The 20,530-nt window shown below is 53.1% G+C and carries 19 protein-coding genes; 10 read left to right on the top strand and 9 right to left on the bottom strand.

Going from position 1 to position 20,530, the window contains the following annotated elements; genetic code table 11:
* Window positions 1–36 precede the first annotated feature (36 nt).
* A complete protein-coding gene (gene slmA, locus NNO08_RS18785) occupies window positions 37–633 on the top strand; it encodes a nucleoid occlusion factor SlmA (protein WP_003827257.1) in 597 nt (198 codons plus the stop codon).
* An 82-nt stretch (window positions 634–715) separates the two neighbouring features.
* On the opposite strand, the gene pyrE is transcribed toward slmA, so the two are convergent.
* Entirely contained in the window at window positions 716–1,357 is a 642-nt protein-coding gene (gene pyrE, locus NNO08_RS18790) for an orotate phosphoribosyltransferase (protein WP_271442020.1), read from the bottom strand.
* A gap of 66 nt (window positions 1,358–1,423) precedes the next feature.
* A complete protein-coding gene (rph, locus tag NNO08_RS18795; RefSeq protein WP_003024054.1) occupies window positions 1,424–2,140 on the bottom strand; it encodes a ribonuclease PH in 717 nt (238 codons plus the stop codon).
* A 125-nt stretch (window positions 2,141–2,265) separates the two neighbouring features.
* Between rph and NNO08_RS18800 the strand changes: the two genes are divergently transcribed.
* Together NNO08_RS18800 and NNO08_RS18805 are read left to right on the top strand one after the other, a co-directional pair.
* The gene (locus NNO08_RS18800) at window positions 2,266–3,129 is read left to right on the top strand and encodes a YicC/YloC family endoribonuclease (protein ID WP_271442019.1); all 864 of its coding nucleotides are present in this window, start codon (window positions 2,266–2,268) and stop codon (window positions 3,127–3,129) included.
* A gap of 258 nt (window positions 3,130–3,387) precedes the next feature.
* A complete protein-coding gene (locus NNO08_RS18805) occupies window positions 3,388–4,005 on the top strand; it encodes a trimeric intracellular cation channel family protein (protein WP_038635410.1) in 618 nt (205 codons plus the stop codon).
* Here the strand turns inward: NNO08_RS18805 and ligB are convergent.
* A complete protein-coding gene (gene ligB / locus NNO08_RS18810; RefSeq protein ID WP_271457311.1) occupies window positions 4,002–5,681 on the bottom strand; it encodes an NAD-dependent DNA ligase LigB in 1,680 nt (559 codons plus the stop codon). The genes NNO08_RS18805 and ligB overlap by 4 nt on opposite strands.
* Window positions 5,682–5,942: 261 nt before the next feature.
* On the opposite strand from ligB, the gene gmk reads away from it, so the two are divergent.
* Genes gmk through recG form a run of 5 tightly spaced genes read left to right on the top strand, consistent with a single transcriptional unit; the run spans window position 5,943 to window position 11,809 of the window.
* A complete protein-coding gene (gene gmk / locus NNO08_RS18815; RefSeq protein WP_137382115.1) occupies window positions 5,943–6,566 on the top strand; it encodes a guanylate kinase in 624 nt (207 codons plus the stop codon).
* Between the two features lie 54 nt (window positions 6,567–6,620).
* Entirely contained in the window at window positions 6,621–6,896 is a 276-nt protein-coding gene (gene rpoZ / locus NNO08_RS18820) for a DNA-directed RNA polymerase subunit omega (RefSeq protein ID WP_000135058.1), read from the top strand.
* 18 nt (window positions 6,897–6,914) lie between these two features.
* Window positions 6,915–9,026, top strand: coding sequence for a bifunctional GTP diphosphokinase/guanosine-3',5'-bis pyrophosphate 3'-pyrophosphohydrolase (gene spoT, locus NNO08_RS18825; protein ID WP_271442017.1), 2,112 nt, complete (start codon window positions 6,915–6,917; stop codon window positions 9,024–9,026).
* Between the two features lie 6 nt (window positions 9,027–9,032).
* The gene (trmH, locus tag NNO08_RS18830) at window positions 9,033–9,722 is read left to right on the top strand and encodes a tRNA (guanosine(18)-2'-O)-methyltransferase TrmH (protein ID WP_271454907.1); all 690 of its coding nucleotides are present in this window, start codon (window positions 9,033–9,035) and stop codon (window positions 9,720–9,722) included.
* Between the two features lie 5 nt (window positions 9,723–9,727).
* Window positions 9,728–11,809 (top strand): ATP-dependent DNA helicase RecG, encoded by a 2,082-nt coding sequence (gene recG, locus NNO08_RS18835; protein ID WP_271457312.1) that lies wholly within the window; start codon window positions 9,728–9,730, stop codon window positions 11,807–11,809.
* 40 nt (window positions 11,810–11,849) lie between these two features.
* Here recG and gltS read toward each other — a convergent pair whose 3' ends face one another.
* Window positions 11,850–13,055 carry a sodium/glutamate symporter gene (gltS, locus tag NNO08_RS18840; protein ID WP_271442014.1) on the bottom strand — a complete coding sequence of 402 codons (1,206 nt, stop codon included), beginning with the start codon at window positions 13,053–13,055 and terminating at the stop codon, window positions 11,850–11,852.
* 228 nt (window positions 13,056–13,283) lie between these two features.
* Here gltS and xanP point away from each other — a divergent pair, with 228 nt between their 5' ends.
* Both xanP and NNO08_RS18850 read left to right on the top strand, forming a co-directional pair.
* Window positions 13,284–14,675: a xanthine/proton symporter XanP gene (gene xanP, locus NNO08_RS18845; protein WP_271442013.1), complete on the top strand. Its 1,392-nt coding sequence runs from the start codon at window positions 13,284–13,286 to the stop codon at window positions 14,673–14,675.
* A gap of 121 nt (window positions 14,676–14,796) precedes the next feature.
* Entirely contained in the window at window positions 14,797–16,506 is a 1,710-nt protein-coding gene (locus NNO08_RS18850; protein WP_271457313.1) for an AsmA family protein, read from the top strand.
* A 41-nt stretch (window positions 16,507–16,547) separates the two neighbouring features.
* Here the strand turns inward: NNO08_RS18850 and NNO08_RS18855 are convergent, their stop codons facing one another.
* The 5 genes from NNO08_RS18855 to NNO08_RS18875 all read right to left on the bottom strand — a co-directional run bounded on the left by NNO08_RS18855 (window position 16,548) and on the right by NNO08_RS18875 (window position 20,517).
* Window positions 16,548–17,225, bottom strand: a complete 678-nt coding sequence (locus NNO08_RS18855; RefSeq protein ID WP_271457314.1) for a D-lyxose/D-mannose family sugar isomerase — start codon at window positions 17,223–17,225, stop codon at window positions 16,548–16,550.
* Window positions 17,226–17,274: 49 nt separating this feature from the next.
* Window positions 17,275–18,135, bottom strand: a complete 861-nt coding sequence (locus tag NNO08_RS18860) for a ketose-bisphosphate aldolase (protein ID WP_271442010.1) — start codon at window positions 18,133–18,135, stop codon at window positions 17,275–17,277.
* Window positions 18,136–18,215: 80 nt separating this feature from the next.
* Window positions 18,216–19,067 carry a class II fructose-bisphosphate aldolase gene (locus tag NNO08_RS18865; RefSeq protein WP_271457315.1) on the bottom strand — a complete coding sequence of 284 codons (852 nt, stop codon included), beginning with the start codon at window positions 19,065–19,067 and terminating at the stop codon, window positions 18,216–18,218.
* Window positions 19,068–19,078: 11 nt separating this feature from the next.
* Entirely contained in the window at window positions 19,079–20,170 is a 1,092-nt protein-coding gene (locus NNO08_RS18870) for a PTS fructose transporter subunit IIC (RefSeq protein WP_271442008.1), read from the bottom strand.
* A gap of 26 nt (window positions 20,171–20,196) precedes the next feature.
* Window positions 20,197–20,517 carry a PTS fructose transporter subunit IIB gene (locus tag NNO08_RS18875; RefSeq protein WP_271442007.1) on the bottom strand — a complete coding sequence of 107 codons (321 nt, stop codon included), beginning with the start codon at window positions 20,515–20,517 and terminating at the stop codon, window positions 20,197–20,199.
* Window positions 20,518–20,530 lie beyond the last annotated feature (13 nt).

Raw genomic sequence — 20,530 nt, forward strand, 5'->3', positions numbered from 1 at the left:
CCTGGCAAGTGCTTATTTTCAGGGGTATTTTGTAACATGGTAGAAAAGCAAACTGCGAAAAGGAATCGTCGCGAAGAAATACTTCAGTCTCTGGCGCTGATGCTGGAATCCAGTGATGGAAGCCAGCGTATCACGACAGCAAAACTGGCAGCCTCTGTGGGCGTTTCCGAAGCGGCATTGTATCGCCATTTTCCCAGCAAGACCCGCATGTTCGATAGCTTGATTGAGTTTATCGAAGATAGTCTGATTACCCGTATCAATCTGATCTTAAAAGACGAAAAGGACACCAACGCACGTCTGCGTCTGATCGTTCTGCTGATTTTAGGGTTCGGTGAACGTAACCCCGGTCTGACGCGCATTCTGACCGGGCATGCGCTCATGTTTGAACAGGATCGTCTGCAAGGCCGTATTAACCAACTTTTTGAACGCATAGAGGCACAGTTGCGCCAGGTTCTGCGAGAAAAAAGAATGCGTGAAGGTGAAGGTTACACTGTAGATGAAACGCTGCTGGCCAGTCAGTTACTGGCTTTCTGTGAAGGTATGTTATCTCGTTTCGTGCGCAGCGAATTTAAATACCGTCCAACGGATGACTTTGACACCCGCTGGCCGTTAGTTGCCGCACAGTTGCAGTAACGACTTCGTTTTGTCCGGCCTACGTAAACCGTAGGCCCGGTAAGTGCGTAGGCCGGATAAGCGCAGCGCCATCCGGCAGTTCTTATACGCCGAACTCTTCGCGATATGCTCGCACGGCTGCCAGATGTTCTGCCATTTCAGGCTTCTCTTCCAGATAGGCAATCAGGTCTTTCAGAGTAATAATAGAAATCACCTTGCAACCATAGTCACGCTCTACTTCCTGGATAGCTGAAATCTCGCCACGCCCACGTTCCTGACGATCGAGAGAAATCAATACGCCAGCAAGCCGTGCGCCATTCGCCTGGATAATCTCCATTGACTCACGAATCGCTGTCCCGGCGGTGATCACATCATCAACCAACATCACACGTCCTTGTAGCGCGCTCCCCACCAGGTTGCCGCCTTCGCCGTGGGTCTTCGCCTCTTTACGGTTAAAGCAGTACGGTAAATCTTTGTCGTGATGCTCCGCCAATGCAACCGCTGTTGTGGTAGCGATAGGAATACCTTTGTACGCAGGGCCAAACAGCAGATCAAAATCAATACCGGAATCCACCAGCGCCTCGGCATAAAAACGGCCTAACAGTGCCAGGTCGCGCCCGGTATTAAACAGCCCGGCGTTGAAGAAATAGGGGCTTTTGCGCCCGGATTTCAGCGTAAATTCGCCAAACTTTAGTACCTGCTTGCTAAGCGCAAACTCAATAAACTGGCGCTGATACGGTTTCATGGATTCGCTCCTCATCTCACTTTATTACAGACAAAAAAAAAGGCGACTAATCAGTCGCCTTTAAAATCAATTTTCTAACGCCGCCTTCTGCGTCGCTACAATGGATTCAATTCCCCCTCGGGCCAATGCCAGTAGGGTGAGTAGCTCTTCGTGGCTGAACGGCTCACCTTCTGCCGTACCTTGTACCTCAATAATGCGACCGTCTTCGGTCATCACCACGTTCATGTCGGTTTCTGCGGCAGAGTCTTCAACGTATTCCAGGTCGCAGAGCGCTTCGCCATTTACAATACCTACGGAGACTGCCGCAACCATCCCTTTCATTGGGTTGGTTTTCAGCTTACCGCTTGCTACCAGTTTGTTCAGCGCGTCAGCCAAAGCGACACAGGCACCGGTAATGGATGCGGTACGCGTACCACCATCAGCCTGGATAACATCGCAGTCCAGCGTAATGGTGAACTCGCCAAGAGTTTTCAGGTCAACTGCTGCACGCAGCGCACGCGCAATAAGACGCTGGATCTCCATGGTACGGCCACCCTGCTTACCTTTTGCCGCTTCACGTGCGTTACGGGTATGCGTGGCACGAGGCAGCATGCCATATTCTGCGGTGATCCATCCCTGGCCCTGGCCTTTCAGGAAACGCGGAACACCTTCATCAATAGACGCGGTGCACAACACTTTGGTATCACCAAATTCGACCAGCACGGAGCCTTCAGCGTGTTTTGTATAATTACGGGTCAGGGTGACGGGACGCACCTGATTGGCACTACGACCTGCTGGACGCATGATAAAATCTCCGGCTTGAAACGAATGTGGCTGCGCATTATACGGACTTCCGACGGTTATTCCTATCCTGACAAGACGTGGATGGCTATAATCCTCCCATCTCATCTTCAAAAACAGGAACGTCTATGATCCGCAGCATGACCGCCTACGCCCGGCGTGAAATCAAGGGTGAATGGGGTAGCGCTACCTGGGAAATGCGCTCGGTAAACCAGCGTTATCTGGAAACCTATTTTCGTCTGCCGGAGCAGTTCCGTAGTCTTGAACCTGTTGTGCGTGAGCGCATCCGCACACGTCTGACACGCGGTAAAATCGAATGCACACTGCGTTTTGAACCTGATGCCAGCGCACAAGGCGAACTCATTCTGAATGAAAAACTCGCTAAACAGCTCGTTAGCGCTGCTAACTGGGTCAAGATGCAGAGCGATGAAGGCGAAATTAATCCGGTCGATATCCTGCGCTGGCCGGGTGTAATGGCCGCTCAGGAGCAAGACCTGGATGCTATTGCCGCTGAAATCCTCGCCACGCTTGACGGTACACTGGATGATTTCATTGTCGCGCGTGAAACTGAAGGTCAGGCACTGAAAGCACTGATCGAGCAACGCCTGGAAGGCGTTAGCGCTGAAGTGACGAAGGTTCGTGCACATATGCCGGAAATTCTGCAGTGGCAGCGTGAGCGTCTGGTCGCCAAACTGGAAGACGCGCAGGTCCAACTCGAAAATAACCGTCTTGAGCAAGAATTGGTGCTGATGGCGCAGCGCATCGATGTGGCGGAAGAGCTGGATCGTCTGGAAGCTCACGTCAAAGAAACCTACAACATCCTGAAGAAAAAAGAGGCGGTAGGTCGCCGTCTGGACTTCATGATGCAGGAATTCAACCGCGAGTCGAACACCCTGGCATCCAAGTCTATCAATGCAGAGGTCACTAACTCCGCGATTGAACTGAAGGTATTGATCGAACAAATGCGCGAGCAGATTCAGAATATCGAGTAAGTCACCATCTCACGTAGCCCGTCGATAAACGGCGGCGCTACGTGTTTTTTTCGATGAGCATGTTTATAACTTCTCACTACGCATTATATTTTCTCATCATTTATCACCATCAGTAATATAATGAAGCGCATGCCATATGGCATTTTCATCAATCCTGCATTAGCTGTAGTTATTAAAATCACTTCGCCTTAGAAAATCTCAATCGTGACAGTGCGCACAAATCGTTAACCTTAGCCCCCAGCAAATCAAGGGGAAGACATGCTGTTACACGTTTTATATTTAATTGGTATCACTGCTGAAGCCATGACGGGTGCGCTTGCGGCAGGCCGTCGTCGTATGGATACATTTGGCGTTATTATTATTGCCACCGCAACAGCCATTGGCGGTGGATCAGTGCGCGACATTCTTCTAGGCCACTATCCGCTCGGCTGGGTGAAACACCCTGAATACGTCATTATCGTGGCAGCCGCTGCGGTACTCACCACCATTATTGCTCCTGTCATGCCCTACCTGCGTAAAATCTTCCTCGTACTGGATGCGCTGGGCCTGGTGGTCTTTTCTATTATCGGTGCGCAGGTTGCGCTGGATATGGGACACGGGCCAATTATTGCCGTGGTTGCAGCGGTGACCACCGGCGTCTTCGGCGGCGTATTACGCGATATGTTCTGCAAACGCATCCCGCTCGTATTCCAGAAAGAACTTTATGCCGGCGTGTCATTTGCCGCTGCCGTGCTTTACATCGTGCTGCAACATTATGTCTCCAGCCACGATGTTGTGGTTATATCTACCCTACTGTTCGGCTTTACAGCACGTTTACTGGCGCTGCGCCTGAAGTTGGGACTACCGGTATTTTATTATCGCCATGAAGGCCATTAAGGCATAAAACCGGCGATACGCTGAGCAGCTAACCAGTTGCTCAGCGCTATTACCTCCCTGTTTTTCAGCCACTGCATCACCAGTTGGACCCGCCGCTCACCCATAGACGGAAGCTGCCGCCAATCTTTCTCATCGCGTTGTTGTAGTTGCAGCCAAGCGCTATCACCGCTGGCATTCACTGCGGCCTGGGTCAACGGTATGCCCATTGCACCAACCCAGCGGTTGAAGGGAAGACGGCGAGACTGATTAAACTGATGCCACAGCCTCTCCCCTTTGCTTATCCCAAATGTGGATCGTAGCTGTTCCTGGGTTAATCCCAGCCAGGAAAAAATGTGCTCAAAGTGAAATACCTGATGCAGCTCCCGCCATCCCGCCTCACCTATCCCCTGCAGATCCAGCACCTCTTTTGCCCCAACCCAGATCAGCCTGGCCACAAACTGCTCGTAACACTCGGGTGCGGCATAAAAACAGGTCAGTGAATTAAAGTGCCCATCAGGTGGTATTGGTTTAGTGCGCTGGGTACTACGCCAGACAACCTCATCAATGCGGGGAATACCTTGCCCGGCCAGGCTCACCAGAATGTGATCGCCAGGTGCGATATCCCATTCATTCCAGCGTCGTACAGACCCAACATTGACGCGCTGTACCCGTTTATCATCCAGCATGACGGGTGCCAACACTGCAACAACGGCAATTTTTCCACTCTTACCAACAGAAAACTGAATACCTGTTACTTCAGATATCCGGGAAACAGGGGGGTATTTCCATGCAGCCAGCCAGTCTCCCTGCCCAGGAAACCAATGTCGTGCTTGCGGCTCTTTTTCTGCACGTACCACCACACCATCCGTAACGAAAGGCAATGCCGAAGTCCACCATCTGGCGCGGGCATGCTCGACCTGATCCGCATTTGCCACCGGCTGCGTATAGCGTTGGGTGAGGCTGAATCCCGCACCAGTGAGTTGCCGTAGTCTTTCCGTCATCTCCACAGGACCATCAGGCCAGGCCCAAATAAATATGTTCAGAGAGCGTAATAACTCCGGCGTGTTCTGCCGCATCATCATACCGGCAACCTTAGAACGGGCATTCACACCGCCTTTCTTTTGCTGGATATGCCCATCCTGCTGCAAAAAAATCTCCCCCTGCAGCGTGCTGTTCGCAAGCAGTCCTCGGACAGTCCGCGGTATCGAAGGCATCTGGAGAACCTTGTGCGTCCAGTCTTCGCCTTTGATGCCGTTACCACGGCTAATCGCCTTAATCAGATTGCCATCCCGATAAACCAGCGTTACTGCAACACCGTCTACTTTAGGTTGCACCCAGAGATCGCTACGCGTCTGCATCCATTGCTGCACCGCTTGCTTATCTGCCAGCTTACGAACACCCGTATGAGGAACAGGGTGCAATATTGAGCCGCTTATCGGTGGCGCAGACAGGTCTATCTGTGAATCACCTCCGAAACAGCGTTGCCATTGGTGTAGCTGCGCATTCAACTGATCATAAATACCGTCATCTACGGCACTCACACCCTGCTTCCAATAACTATCATTCCATTGCGTTATCTGCTGTTGTAGTCGCGACATTTCCTCGTTTGCCCGATCCGCAGACCAGGCGGGGCACGCGGCCCCGGCCCGCAAATGGCAGAACAGCAACACCAGCACAATGCTTTTCCATAACCCCATACCACCTCCGCCTGAAAATGCGTTTCCCGGCAGGTATAGCGCAAAGCGCCGTCAAAACAGAGCGGCAAAAATTCGTCATGCGAGCAGCTTTCCTGGCATTTTCACTTTTTGCAGCAAACCTCCAGTAAAACAGGAAACTGGTACGCAAAACGCAATAAACATGCGCAAAAAGTGTGACAAAGGCTACGTAGCAAAGCGGCTACGTGTATAATAAGCCCGTATGTAGGCTCTCTTTCGACAATCACATACATTAAGATACTCATGGCTCAAGGCACGCTTTATATTGTTTCTGCCCCCAGTGGCGCGGGTAAATCCAGCCTGATTCAGGCTTTATTAAAGACCCAACCGTTGTATGACACCCAGGTTTCTGTTTCACACACCACGCGCGCACCGCGCCCGGGGGAAGTGCATGGTGAACACTATTTCTTTGTGAACCATGATGAATTCAGAACCATGATTGGCAGAGATGCGTTCCTGGAACACGCTGAGGTATTCGGCAATTATTACGGCACCTCGCGTGAAACCATTGAGCAAGTATTAGCATCCGGCGTAGATGTCTTTTTAGATATCGACTGGCAAGGTGCACAGCAAATTCGTGAAAAAATGCCGCATGCGCGCAGCATTTTTATTTTGCCACCTTCTAAGATTGAGCTGGACCGCCGTCTCCGAGGCCGCGGTCAGGATAGCGAAGAAGTAATCGCGAAACGTATGGCGCAAGCTGTTGCAGAAATGAGCCATTACGCCGAATATGATTATCTTATTGTGAATGATGATTTCGATACTGCCCTGGGCGATTTGAAAACCATCATTCGCGCCGAACGTCTGCGCATGAGCCGCCAAAAGCAGCGTCATGACGCTTTAATCAGCAAACTGTTGGCAGACTGAACCCACATTCAGTATCATGCCCAGTCATTTCTTCACCTGTGGAGCATTTTAAGTATGGCACGCGTAACTGTTCAGGACGCTGTAGAGAAAATTGGTAACCGTTTTGACCTGGTACTGGTCGCCGCGCGTCGCGCTCGTCAGATGCAGGTAGGCGGAAAGGATCCGCTCGTACCGGAAGAAAACGATAAAACTACCGTAATCGCGCTGCGCGAAATCGAAGAAGGTCTGATCAACAACCAGATCCTCGACGTGCGTGAGCGCCAGGAACAGCAAGAGCAGGAAGCCGCTGAATTACAAGCCGTTACCGCTATTGCTGAAGGTCGTCGTTAATCACAAAGCGGGTCGCCCTTGTATCTGTTTGAAAGCCTGAATCAACTGATTCAAAACTACCTGCCGGAAGACCAGATTAAGCGTCTTCGGCAGGCGTATCTCGTTGCACGTGACGCTCACGAGGGCCAAACACGTTCAAGCGGTGAACCCTATATCACGCACCCGGTAGCGGTAGCCTGCATTCTGGCCGAGATGAAACTCGACTATGAAACGTTAATGGCTGCGCTGCTGCATGACGTGATTGAAGATACCCCTGCCACCTACCAGGATATGGAACAGCTTTTTGGTAAAAGTGTTGCTGAACTGGTCGAAGGGGTATCAAAGCTTGATAAGCTTAAGTTTCGCGATAAGAAAGAGGCGCAGGCCGAAAACTTTCGCAAGATGATTATGGCGATGGTGCAGGATATCCGCGTCATTCTCATCAAACTTGCCGACCGTACCCACAACATGCGCACGCTGGGCTCATTGCGCCCGGATAAGCGTCGCCGCATAGCCCGTGAAACTCTCGAAATCTACAGTCCGCTGGCACACCGTTTAGGTATTCATCACATAAAAACCGAGCTGGAAGAGCTGGGTTTTGAAGCGCTGTACCCGAACCGCTATCGCGTGATTAAAGAAGTGGTTAAAGCCGCTCGCGGCAACCGCAAAGAGATGATCCAAAAAATCCTCTCAGAAATCGAAGGGCGTTTGCAGGAGGCTGGCATTCCGTGTCGTGTAAGTGGACGCGAAAAGCATCTGTACTCTATCTATTGCAAAATGGTACTCAAAGAGCAGCGTTTTCACTCGATCATGGATATCTACGCTTTCCGCGTTATTGTTCATGACTCCGATACCTGCTATCGCGTACTCGGCCAGATGCATAGCCTGTACAAACCACGTCCTGGTCGCGTTAAAGACTATATTGCCATTCCGAAAGCGAACGGATATCAGTCTTTGCACACCTCAATGATCGGCCCACACGGCGTCCCGGTTGAAGTACAAATTCGTACTGAAGACATGGACCAGATGGCAGAGATGGGGGTTGCAGCACACTGGGCGTATAAAGAGCACGGCGAAACCAGTACTACGGCACAAATCCGCGCCCAGCGCTGGATGCAGAGCTTGCTGGAGCTGCAGCAAAGCGCCGGTAGCTCATTTGAATTTATTGAAAGCGTCAAATCTGATCTCTTCCCGGATGAGATTTATGTTTTCACACCGGAAGGGCGAATTGTCGAATTGCCTGCCGGTGCAACACCTGTCGACTTCGCCTATGCTGTGCATACCGATATCGGTCACGCCTGCGTTGGTGCCCGCGTAGACAGGCAGCCTTACCCACTTTCGCAGCCGCTCTCCAGTGGCCAAACCGTTGAAATCATTACCGCGCCAGGCGCTCGCCCCAATGCGGCATGGCTCAACTTTGTGGTCAGTTCAAAAGCTCGCGCCAAAATTCGCCAACTGCTGAAAAACCTTAAACGCGATGATTCCGTCAGTCTGGGTCGTCGTCTACTCAACCATGCCTTAGGCGGTAGCCGTAAACTGGCAGAGATCCCGCAAGAGAGCATCCAGCGTGAGCTTGAGCGCATGAAGCTCGCCACGCTTGACGATCTGTTAGCTGAAATCGGCCTGGGTAACGCCATGAGCGTGGTCGTTGCGAAAAACCTTCAGCAGGGTGAGGTGCCGGCAAATGCGCCAGCACAATCTGGTCATGGTCATCTGCCGATTAAAGGCGCAGATGGTGTGCTGATCACCTTCGCGAAATGTTGTCGCCCAATTCCTGGCGATCCAATCATTGCCCACGTCAGTCCGGGTAAAGGTCTGGTGATCCACCATGAGTCCTGCCGTAATATCCGTGGCTACCAGAAAGAGCCTGAGAAGTTTATGGCGGTTGAATGGGATAAAGAGACCGAACAGGAGTTCATCACTGAGATTAAGGTGGATATGTTTAACCACCAGGGTGCTCTGGCAAACCTGACGGCGGCAATCAACACGACCACCTCCAATATTCAAAGCCTGAATACTGAAGAGAAAGATGGCCGCGTCTACAGCGCCTTTATTCGCCTCACTGCCCGCGATCGCGTACATCTGGCGAACATTATGCGCAAAATCCGCGTCATGCCGGACGTGATTAAAGTCACCCGTAACAGAAACTAGTCTTTTATGAATGAACAGCGTTATGCACGTATCCGCGAGATGCTCGCGCGGCGTCAGCCCGATCTGACTGTCTGCATGGAGCAAGTCCACAAACCTCATAACGTTTCTGCGATCATTCGTACCGCGGATGCCGTCGGCGTGCATGAAGTCCACGCCGTCTGGCCGGGTAGTCGTATGCGCACCATGGCCTCCTCTGCCGCGGGCAGCAACAGTTGGGTGCAGGTGAAGACTCACCGCACTATCGGCGATGCCGTCACGCAGTTAAAAAGCCAGGGCATGCAAGTTCTGGCAACTCACCTCTCTGACAAAGCTGTCGATTTCCGCGAGATTGATTACACGCGACCAACCTGCATCCTGATGGGCCAGGAAAAAACCGGTATCACCCAGGAAGCATTAGATCTGGCAGATCAGGACATCATCATTCCGATGATTGGTATGGTGCAGTCGCTGAATGTCTCGGTCGCCTCGGCGCTGATTCTGTACGAAGCACAACGCCAGCGGCAAAACGCCGGGATGTACCAGCGAGAAAACAGCATGCTGCCGGAAGACGAGCAGCAACGTTTGCTGTTTGAAGGGGGATATCCAGTGCTGGCCAATGTGGCGAAGCGCAAAGGACTCCCCTATCCCCACGTGAATACGCAGGGCGAAATTGAAGCCGATGCAACGTGGTGGGCCACTATGCAGTCTGCGAGATAAACACGATGAAAGGCCGTTTACTGGATGCCATCCCACTCAACTCTCTGACGGGCGTTGGCGCAGCACAAAGCAGTAAACTGGCTAAAATTGGCCTGCACACCGTGCAGGACCTCCTGTTGCACCTTCCTCTGCGCTACGAAGATCGTACTCATCTTTACCCAATTGGCGAACTCTTGCCCGGTGTCTACGCCACCGTTGAAGGCGAAGTGTTGAATTGCAATATCACCTTCGGTGGCCGCCGGATGATGACCTGCCAGATAAGCGATGGTTCGGGTATTCTGACGATGCGCTTCTTCAATTTCAGCGCCGCGATGAAAAATAGCCTCGCTACCGGAAGACGGGTGCTGGCCTACGGCGAAGCCAAACGTGGGAAATATGGCGCCGAGATGATCCACCCGGAATATCGCGTACAGGGCGATCTCAGTACGCCGGAACTCCAGGAAACGCTCACTCCGGTTTACCCGACAACCGAAGGCGTGAAGCAGGCAACACTGCGTAAACTGACCGATCAGGCGCTGGATTTGCTTGATACCTGCGCCATTGCAGAACTGCTACCACCGGAATTACTACAAGGGATGATGAGCCTGCCAGAAGCTCTGCGCACGCTGCACCGTCCACCGCCGTCACTCCAGCTAAGCGATCTGGAAACCGGACAACATCCGGCACAGCGGCGTTTGATTCTGGAAGAATTGCTGGCACACAACCTCAGCATGCTGGCGTTACGCGCCGGAGCCCAACGTTTTCACGCCCAGCCGCTGAGCGCGAACGATACGCTAAAAAATAAGCTACTGACAGCCCTCCCCTTTAATCCAACCGCTGCACAGGCGCGAGTAACCGCCGAGATTGAACGCGACATGGCGTTGGATGTCCCGATGATGCGACTGGTACAGGGTGATGTTGGTTCCGGGAAAACACTGGTTGCAGCACTTGCTGCTCTACGGGCAATTGCACATGGCAAGCAAGTTGCGCTGATGGCCCCCACCGAGCTCCTGGCTGAGCAGCACGCAAACAACTTCCGCAACTGGTTTGCACCGCTGGGAGTTGAAGTGGGCTGGCTGGCCGGCAAGCAAAAGGGTAAAGCGCGTCAGGCACAGCAGGAAGCTATTGCCAGCGGCCAGGTACAGATGATTGTCGGCACTCACGCTATTTTCCAGGAACAGGTTCAGTTCAACGGTCTGGCACTGGTTATCATCGACGAACAACACCGCTTCGGCGTGCATCAACGTTTGGCACTATGGGAAAAAGGTCAGCAGCAGGGGTTCCACCCGCATCAGTTAATCATGACCGCCACGCCAATCCCACGCACGCTGGCGATGACCGCCTATGCCGATCTCGACACATCAGTAATTGATGAACTGCCTCCGGGACGTACACCGGTCACCACCGTCGCGATTCCGGATACCCGCCGCAGCGACATCATTGACCGCGTGCGTAACGCTTGCACGAACGAAGGTCGCCAGGCGTACTGGGTCTGCACGTTGATCGAAGAGTCTGATTTACTGGAGGCCCAGGCAGCAGAGGCCACATGGGAAGAACTTAAACTCGCTCTGCCGGAGCTTAATATTGGTCTGGTGCATGGGCGCATGAAACCTGCCGAGAAGCTGTCTGTCATGGCTGCGTTTAAACAGGGCGAAATGCATCTGCTGGTCGCCACTACAGTGATTGAAGTCGGTGTAGACGTCCCCAACGCCAGCCTGATGATTATTGAAAACCCGGAGCGTCTGGGCTTAGCGCAGTTACACCAGCTGCGCGGCCGCGTCGGTCGCGGTGCAGTCGCTTCTCACTGCGTCCTGCTGTACAAATCACCGCTGTCAAAAATAGCGCAAAAACGTCTGCAGGTGCTGCGAGACAGCAACGACGGATTCGTGATTGCGCAAAAAGATTTGGAGATCCGCGGCCCCGGTGAGCTATTGGGTACACGCCAGACCGGCACGGCGGAATTTAAGGTAGCGGATTTACTGCGCGATCAGGCAATTATTCCGGAAGTTCAGCGCATTGCCCGCCATATTCACGAACGTTATCCACAGCAGGCAGTGGCGCTGATAGAGCGCTGGATGCCAGAAACTGAACGCTACTCCAACGCATAACCCTCTTCATCGCGGCGGTTATCACACCGCCGCACAGCCTTTATTGCGCAAAGATCGGCAACAGCAGATACAGCTTAATCACCAGTGCATTGACGATATCGATAAAGAACGCCCCCACCATCGGCACCACCAGAAACGCCATATGTGATGGACCAAAACGTTCGGTAATCGCCTGCATGTTGGCAATCGCTGTCGGCGTTGCGCCGAGGCCAAAGCCACAGTGCCCGGCAGCCAGCACCGCCGCATCGTAGTTCTTACCCATCAGGCGCCAGGTGACGAAAATTGCATACAGCGCCATGAAAACGGTCTGTACAACAAGGATTGCCAGCATTGGTAGCGCCAGCGAGGCCAGTTCCCACAGCTTGAGGCTCATTAACGCCATTGCCAGGAACAGCGACAGACTGACGTTACCAAGCACCGAAACCGCTCGCTCAAACACCCGATAAAAGCCCAGTAGCGCCAGACCATTACTCAGGATCACGCCGACAAACAGTACGCAGACGAAGGTCGGTAGTTCCAGCACCGTACCCACCAACATTTGCGCAACGATTTTGCCCACCGTCAGGCAGATAGCAATCAGCGCGATAGTTTCAATCAGCACCAGCGAGGTGATCATGCGCCCAACATCCGGCTTTTCAAACGCAGTCGGTACTGCCTGATCGTCCGGCATACCGTCCGGAGTTGTGGAGTGTTTTACCAGATAGCGCGCAACAGGCCCACCGATCAAGCCACCCAGCACCAGGCCGAACGTTGCGCATGCCATTGCCACTTCAGTTGCATTAGCGAAACCATAGCGTTCGATAAACAGCTTGCTCCACGCTGCTCCGGTTCCGTGTCCACCAGAGAGCGTTATCGAACCGGCAATCAGGCCCATCAACGGGTCGAGACCCAGCAGGCTTGCCATACCGATACCGATGGCGTTCTGCATTAATAGCAGCCCAACAACCACAATCAGAAAGATGCCCACCACGCGGCCACCCGCGCGCAGGCTGGCAATATTGGCATTCAGGCCGATAGTTGCGAAGAACGCCAGCATCAGCGGATCGCGCAACGTCATATCAAAATTGACCTCCCAGCCCATGCTTTTTTTCAGCACCAGCAACGCGATCGCCACCAGCAATCCACCTGCTACAGGTTCGGGAATCGTATATTTTTTCAGGAAAGAGACTGACTGGACGAGCTTACGCCCCAGCAGCAACACCAGGGTTGCAGCAACCAGTGTTGATAATGTATCGAGGTAAAACATATACAGCTCCATTAGTGCGCTTTGCAGTTCTGCTACGCACGATTCATTCCAGGTCGATTTTTAGCTCTTAATGAGTTATCGGGGTGGATTTTAAGCAGAAAATGATGAAAAGTTATATAAAAATGTTTGTTTATCCGTTTTAAATATTAAGAATAGTTACTCGCAAACGTTTGCTTTTCTGTCCTGGTCAGATAAAATCACCGCTTTTCCACCATGGGATTGCCTCTGATGTCCGTTAACGCCGTAGAGTCGACAAATGCGCAACCGGTTGCGCAGACTCACAACAGTGAACTGATTTACCGTCTTGAAGATCGACCCCCGCTAGCCCAAACCCTGTTTGCCGCCTGTCAGCACCTGCTGGCCATGTTCGTCGCGGTAATCACGCCTGCTCTGTTAATCTGCCAGGCGCTCGGCTTACCGGCTCAGGATACTCAACACATTATCAGTATGTCGCTGTTCGCTTCCGGCGTGGCTTCTATCATTCAGATCAAAGCCTGGGGACCGGTGGGCTCAGGGCTGTTATCCATTCAGGGCACCAGCTTTAACTTTGTTGCGCCACTGATTATGGGCGGAACGGCGCTAAAAACCGGTGGCGCAGATATCCCAACCATGATGGCGGCGTTGTTTGGCACACTGATGCTGGCAAGCTGCACCGAGATGGTTATCTCGCGTGTACTGCATTTGGCACGTCGTATTATTACTCCGCTGGTCTCAGGGGTGGTAGTAATGATCATTGGTTTGTCACTGATTCAGGTGGGTCTGACATCGATTGGCGGCGGTTACGCAGCAATGAGCGACAACACCTTTGGCGCACCGAAGAATTTGATGCTGGCAGGTGTCGTGCTGGCGCTGATTATCATTCTTAATCGCCAGCGCAACCCATACCTGCGCGTTGCGTCACTGGTGATTGCAATGGCTGCAGGATACCTGCTGGCCTGGTTCATGGGCATGTTGCCGCAAAATACCGCGCCGGTAAGTCAAGATCTGATCATGGTACCAACGCCGCTGTATTACGGTCTGGGTATCGACTGGAGCTTACTGCTACCGCTGATGCTGGTCTTTATGATCACCTCGCTGGAGACCATCGGTGATATTACGGCCACCTCCGATGTCTCCGAACAACCGGTCTCGGGTCCGCTGTACATGAAACGTCTGAAAGGCGGAGTACTGGCGAACGGCCTGAACTCGTTTGTTTCTGCCGTGTTCAACACCTTCCCGAACTCCTGCTTCGGTCAGAATAATGGGGTCATCCAGTTAACCGGCGTTGCCAGCCGCTATGTTGGTTTTGTGGTGGCGCTGATGCTGATCGCACTGGGTCTGTTCCCGGCAGTCAGCGGCTTTGTACAACATATCCCTGAACCTGTTCTGGGCGGGGCAACGCTGGTAATGTTCGGGACTATCGCCGCCTCCGGGGTACGCATCGTGTCACGTGAACCGCTGAACCGCCGTGCCATCCTGATTATCGCACTGTCGCTGGCTGTCGGTCTCGGCGTCTCCCAGCAACCGCTGATCCTGCAGTTTGCGCCTGACTGGGTGAAAAACCTGCTCTCTTCCGGTATTGCTGCTGGCGGTATTACCGCTATTGTTCTGAACCTGATTTTCCCGCCAGAGAAAGCGTAAGCGAAATGCGGCGTTGATTCTGAATCAATGCCGCTGTAACGCTCTTTCACCATTCCCGCCTTGAGGATTGCGCGTAAATCGTGCATAACTTGACTATGTGCACTTCGCGGGATGGAAGACCATGAAATTTATTGGAAAGCTGCTTATTTACGTGCTGATCGCCTGTGCAGTGGCGATCCTCGGCCTTTATTTTCTACTGCAAACCCGTTGGGGTGCAGAGCATGTCAGCGCATGGGTGTCAGAGAACAGCAGCTACCACCTGGCTTTTGATGCCATCGATCACCGGTTTTCCTCCCCATCCCATATTCTGTTGAAAAATGTCACTTTTGGTCGTGATGGGCAACCTGCCACGCTGGTCGCAAAAACGGTTGATATTGGCCTGAGCAGTCGTCAGATCACCGACCCGTTGCACGTTGACACCATCTTGTTGCAAAACGGTACGCTCAATCTTTCTCAACAAACTGCGCCGCTTCCGTTCCAGGCCGATCGCCTGCAGCTACAGGATATGGCATTAAATAGCCCCGGCAGTGAGTGGAACCTGAGCGCGCAACGCGTGAACGGCGGCGTTATTCCCTGGAACCCTGAGGCGGGTAAAATTCTCGGCAACAAGGCGCAAATTCAGCTCAGCGCCAGTTCATTAACGCTTAACGACGTTCCCACCACCAACGTGCTGATCGAAGGCAGCATTGACCATGACCGCGTGACGTTAAGTAACATTGGCGCAGATGTCGCACGCGGCGCGTTAACCGGCGTTGCGCAGCGGAATGCTGATGGCAGCTGGGTCGTGGAGAACCTGCGGTTAAATGATATCCGGCTACAAAGTGATAAATCACTGGTCGATTTTTTCGCACCACTAACCACAATTCCGTCCCTGCAAATTGGTCGTCTTGAGGTGACGGATGCCCGTCTGCAAGGTCCTAACTGGGCGGTAACAGATCTCGATCTGAGTTTGCGCAATATGACCTTCAGCAAGGACGACTGGCAAACTCAGGAAGGGAAGCTGTCGATGAACGCCAGTGAGTTTATCTACGGTTCACTGCACTTTTTCGACCCCATTCTGAATGCCGAATTCTCACCGCAGGGCATTGCACTACGCCAGTTCACCACTCGCTGGGAAGGCGGTATGGTTAGAACATCCGGTAACTGGTTGCGCAGTAACAAGTCGCTAGTCCTTGACGATGTTGCCATTGCCGGGCTGGAATACACGCTGCCGGAAAACTGGAAGCAATTGTGGATGAAACCCCTGCCTTCCTGGCTAAACAGCCTGACGCTGAAAAAATTCAGCGCCAGCCGTAACCTGATTATCGATATCGACCCTCTGTTCCCATGGCAGCTCACCGCACTGGACGGTTATGGCGCCAACCTCGGGCTGGTACAAAATAATCAGTGGGGTATCTGGAGTGGTAGCGCCACACTCAATGCCGCTGCTGCGACGTTTAACCGTACCGACGTGCGCCGACCTTCTCTGGCCCTCGCCGCGAACAGCAGCACCATCAATATCAGCGAGCTAAGTGCCTATACGGAAAAAGGGCTGCTGGAGGCGACCACCAGCATTTCGCAGTTGCCGCAACGCCAGGCGCAGGTCAGCCTGAACGGGCGTGGTGTGCCAATGACTATCCTGCAGCAGTGGGGATGGCCAGCACTGCCGCTTCCTGGTGACGGTAACATTCAGCTTACGGCCAGCGGTAATATTCAGGCAGATGCGCCACTCAAACCGACCGTGAACGGCCAGCTACATGCTGTAAATGCTGATAAACAGCAGGTGACGCAAACCATGCAGGCGGGTGTGGTCTCCGGTAGTGAAGTCTCAGCGCCGCCACTTGCGCAGTGATTATTGCCCGGTGGCGCTTCGCTTACCGGGCCTGCTCCCGCTCATAAACGAATATATTCACTGCACAACAACCATTTCACCGGCTCGTCCTCTTCTATCGCCGGGAAGCGTCCCCCAGGCTCAAGAAAGTGGTTATCGTGCCGGTCGTCATTCACCATTGAGATTTCCCAGCCCAATACAAACGCTTTCTCGGCCCAGAAACGATGATACAAACGGGGTGGCAGACAGATGCCTTGCCCTGGTTTCAACACCAGCGTTTCACCGGGCTTAACGGTTCGCCGCTGACCATCCACACTTACCTCAATAATATGCTGCGCGTCATACTGAGCATCGGGCGTGGCCCATGCCAGCTGCATACATAAATCACCGCCGCCGCGATTGACAATATCTTCCATTTTATGGGTGTGAAAATGCCACGGCGTTTGTTGATCCTGTTGAATTTGCAGCATCTTTTCGGCATACGGTTTGGGGTAGTTTGCCGAATCCAACACGCCATTGCGCAACGTCAGTAACGTCAGCCCGGTTTGCGCAAAATCTCCGCGCCCGAAGTCAGTAACGTCCCAACCCAGCTGGAGATCGCGCACTTCACGCCACAGAGTTTGATCCTGTTGCCGCCAAGTGTCGACGGTAAAATACGCAAAGTCAGGCAGACAGATTCGAAAAGTCTCGGCGATGGCATGCGCTTTATCAACGGCATAATTAATTTGTGAACGCTTCATTCCACTTTTCCTTGTCGCGAAAGAGGCGGGTTTCCCCGCCTGCATGCCGTTAGTAAAGTGATGCTTTGCCAGTAGATCCAAACAGCTTCATTTTATGGCGGATCACATCCCGTGCGGCGCTAATCGCTTCCGGGTAAATCACGTTCGGGTCCCACCAGGTTTCTTTCGCCAGAATTTCACGCACCTTCTGGAAGTAGGCATACTTCATATCGCTGGAAATATTGATTTTGCCCACGCCCAGCGTGACGGATTCGGCAATCTCCGCATCCGGGTTCGCCGAGCCGCCGTGCAGCACCAGCGGAATATCCAGCCGCCCGGCGATATCACGCAGAATGTTCATTTGCAGCTCTGGCTGCATTCCTTTCGGGTAGATCCCGTGGGCGGTACCAATCGCTACTGCCAGCGTGTCAGCTCCGGTACGGGCGATAAAGTCCTGCGCCTGAGCAGGATCGGTGTAGGTGACTTTTGATACACCGCCTTCCACTGACGTTCCGGTCTGGCCGATCGTCCCCAGCTCCCCCTCAACCGAGACACCTACCGCATGCGCCAGTTTGACCACTTCGCGGGTCAGGGCCACGTTTTCCTCATAGGGCAGCAGCGAACCGTCGATCATCACCGAGGTAAACCCACACTGAATCGCCCGCAGGACATGTTCCACCGACGCCCCATGGTCCAGATGCAGAGTAAACGGCACTGTGCTACGCATCGTGATATCGCGGACATAGCTAAAAAACGCATCACCGACGAAATCATGCTCGCTGGGGTGAATCGAGATAATCGCTGGCGTGTTGGTTGCTTCCGCCTCTTCGACCACTGCACGCACAAAGCAACTATCCGCCACGTTGAAGGCGCCAATGGCAAAACCGTGCTGACGAGTAGGCTGCAGTAATTCTTTCATCGAAACTAACATGTTAATTCTCCAGTTTCAGGGTGTAGAAAGCCCTGCCAGTGCGTCATCGCAGAGGCATAGAAGGCGTTACAGAAAATGAATCAGGCTTTGCCGATAGCGCCGCTGGCCTGCAGATACGGAATAATGGCTTCTTCGCAGGCCTGTTCCATCAGGGCCAGGGCATCAACAAGTTCACAGGATTTGTCGCGACACAGGGTATGGAGCAATGCGGCTTTTCCGGCTTCAAAAACCGCCGCGCCAACGTTAATTTTGGCGACGCCAAACATCGGACAACGCTGTAGCTGGTCAAACGGCGTACCGCTGCCGCCATGTAGAGCCAGTGGCACCGTCGATAAACGGGCAATCTCCTCAAGGCGCTGGAAATCAATCACCGGCGTCACACCCGGCGCATACATACCGTGCGCCGTACCGACCGACACCGCCAGCACGTCGATCCCGGTCTGCTGGATAAACGGCTCAACGTCAGCAGCCCGGGTCATCAAATCAACGTTCGTCGCGTGGTCATAGCGTGGAGCATCGGCAAGATGCCCCAACTCGCCTTCCACACACAGCGAGACGCTGGCAGCCAGATCCACAACCGCACGGGTCTGACGAATATTTTCCTCCAGCGCAAACGCTGAAGCGTCGATCATCAAGCCACTAAACCCGGCGCGAAAAGCCTGGCGGATGCGTACAGGATCTTTGCCGTGGTCCAGTGCCAGCACGACCGGCACCGAAGCTTCATCCGCCAGCGTTTTGACGACCGCAACGGCTATCGATGCAGGAAAATGGTCCAGATGCCCCTGATACAGATTCAGAATAATAGGCGCATGATGTTTCTCAGCCACCCGTACCGCCGCACGGGCGCTTTCCAGGTTCATACAGTTGATGGCCAGCAGCGCGTACTGTTCACGCCAGGCTTTCGTCACCATACTTTTCATATCAGCAAACATACAGCCTCCGGTTATTCCAGGGTGAAGGTGATTTCTTCGTCTTTCAGCTTCTGATCGCTGAGTTCATCAAACTCCTCGTCACGCTCAGTCACCGGTTTCTTCCACAGTGAGAGCATCACGCCGCAAATCACCGTGCCGATCCCCAATGCCAGGCAAAACAGCAGCGGGTGTGTGAAGAGTGGGACCACGAACATGCCGCCGTGCGGAACCGGACTTTCGACACCCCATACCATAATCAAGCCGCCCGCCACCGCTGATGCCACCACACAGGACCCAACCACGCGCAACAGGTCACGTGCCGCAATCGGTATAACGCCTTCGGTAATCATGCAGATCCCCATCGGGAATGCCGCCTTCAGTGCCTCACGTTCGGCCCGGGTGTACTTGTGGCGCGTCAGCAGGAAGGAGAGCGTAATGCCGAACGGTGGGATCATCGACCCGACAAACTTGACCGCTTCAGGGCCATACACGCCGCTAACCAGCATGCCATCCGCAAACAGCGACATGGTTTTATTTACCGGTCCGCCGAAGTCGAATGTCGCCATTGCGCCGAGGATCGCCCCCATCAGAAAACGGGACCCACCCTGCATGGACTCCAACAGGTGGATCAGCGCGTCCTGCAGCCAGGCAATCGGCTTGCCGATCAGCGTCATCATCAACAGACCGCCAATCACAGTACTCAACACCGGTAGCACCATGATGGGCATCAGCCCCTGCATTGATTGCGGTAAACGGATATAACGTTTCAACAGCAGAACGGTGTAGCCAACCAGAAACCCGCCAAGCATTCCGCCAATAAAACCGGTATGAATTTCGCCACAGACAAAACCGACAATCAGACCCGGCGCAAATCCGGGGCGATCGGCAATGGAGTAAGCAATCGCCGCGCTAATCAGCGGCACAATCAACCCCATCCCCCAACCACCTATCTGGTTGAGCATCCAGGGTATTGTCCCGATTTTTTCACCCACGTTAGTGCCGCCAAGTATTTGCCCCAGAGCAATACAGATCCCAGCGGCAACAATTAACGGGATCATCCACGAAATCCCCGTTAACAAATGCTTTTTAACTTCCTGAGATAGCGGAATTTTATTTTCACTCATGTGAAACCCCTCCAAAATGAGGATCGCTACTGGTTTGCGTTAACTAATGATTTTTCAACCTTTTCAAGAAACTGAACCGGTGATTTTATGACTATTTCCGTTTTCACTCGCACAATGCGTTTATTTGAAAACCGTTCCTCACCTTTTATTTTTACATCCACAGCAAGAATCACGACATCTGCAGATGATATATCCTCTGCCAGCAATTCATTTTCCGTTCCGATAGTGCCCTGGGTTTCAACTTTAATATTATGACCAAGCGCTTTAGCACCTTTAATTAATTTCTCACGGGCAATATAGGTGTGCGCAATACCCGCCGTACAGGCGGCAACACAAACAATATTCATAACATGCTCCACT

The sequence above is a fragment of the Citrobacter sp. Igbk 17 genome (assembly GCF_028069775.1).
In the GTDB taxonomy this organism is placed as follows: Bacteria; Pseudomonadota; Gammaproteobacteria; order Enterobacterales; family Enterobacteriaceae; genus Citrobacter.

Coding starts and splice junctions, on each gene's coding strand:
- NNO08_RS18865 (WP_271457315.1), bottom strand. CDS start 19,067: ATGTTTGCTGATATGAAAAGTATGGTGACGAAAGCCTGGCGTGAACAG.
- gltS (WP_271442014.1), bottom strand. CDS start 13,055: ATGTTTTACCTCGATACATTATCAACACTGGTTGCTGCAACCCTGGTG.
- pyrE (WP_271442020.1), bottom strand. CDS start 1,357: ATGAAACCGTATCAGCGCCAGTTTATTGAGTTTGCGCTTAGCAAGCAG.
- gmk (WP_137382115.1), top strand. CDS start 5,943: ATGGCTCAAGGCACGCTTTATATTGTTTCTGCCCCCAGTGGCGCGGGT.
- NNO08_RS18805 (WP_038635410.1), top strand. CDS start 3,388: ATGCTGTTACACGTTTTATATTTAATTGGTATCACTGCTGAAGCCATG.
- NNO08_RS18870 (WP_271442008.1), bottom strand. CDS start 20,170: ATGAGTGAAAATAAAATTCCGCTATCTCAGGAAGTTAAAAAGCATTTG.
- NNO08_RS18875 (WP_271442007.1), bottom strand. CDS start 20,517: ATGAATATTGTTTGTGTTGCCGCCTGTACGGCGGGTATTGCGCACACC.
- recG (WP_271457312.1), top strand. CDS start 9,728: ATGAAAGGCCGTTTACTGGATGCCATCCCACTCAACTCTCTGACGGGC.
- slmA (WP_003827257.1), top strand. CDS start 37: ATGGTAGAAAAGCAAACTGCGAAAAGGAATCGTCGCGAAGAAATACTT.
- ligB (WP_271457311.1), bottom strand. CDS start 5,681: ATGGGGTTATGGAAAAGCATTGTGCTGGTGTTGCTGTTCTGCCATTTG.
- trmH (WP_271454907.1), top strand. CDS start 9,033: ATGAATGAACAGCGTTATGCACGTATCCGCGAGATGCTCGCGCGGCGT.
- NNO08_RS18855 (WP_271457314.1), bottom strand. CDS start 17,225: ATGAAGCGTTCACAAATTAATTATGCCGTTGATAAAGCGCATGCCATC.
- xanP (WP_271442013.1), top strand. CDS start 13,284: ATGTCCGTTAACGCCGTAGAGTCGACAAATGCGCAACCGGTTGCGCAG.
- rph (WP_003024054.1), bottom strand. CDS start 2,140: ATGCGTCCAGCAGGTCGTAGTGCCAATCAGGTGCGTCCCGTCACCCTG.
- NNO08_RS18800 (WP_271442019.1), top strand. CDS start 2,266: ATGATCCGCAGCATGACCGCCTACGCCCGGCGTGAAATCAAGGGTGAA.
- NNO08_RS18860 (WP_271442010.1), bottom strand. CDS start 18,135: ATGTTAGTTTCGATGAAAGAATTACTGCAGCCTACTCGTCAGCACGGT.
- NNO08_RS18850 (WP_271457313.1), top strand. CDS start 14,797: ATGAAATTTATTGGAAAGCTGCTTATTTACGTGCTGATCGCCTGTGCA.
- rpoZ (WP_000135058.1), top strand. CDS start 6,621: ATGGCACGCGTAACTGTTCAGGACGCTGTAGAGAAAATTGGTAACCGT.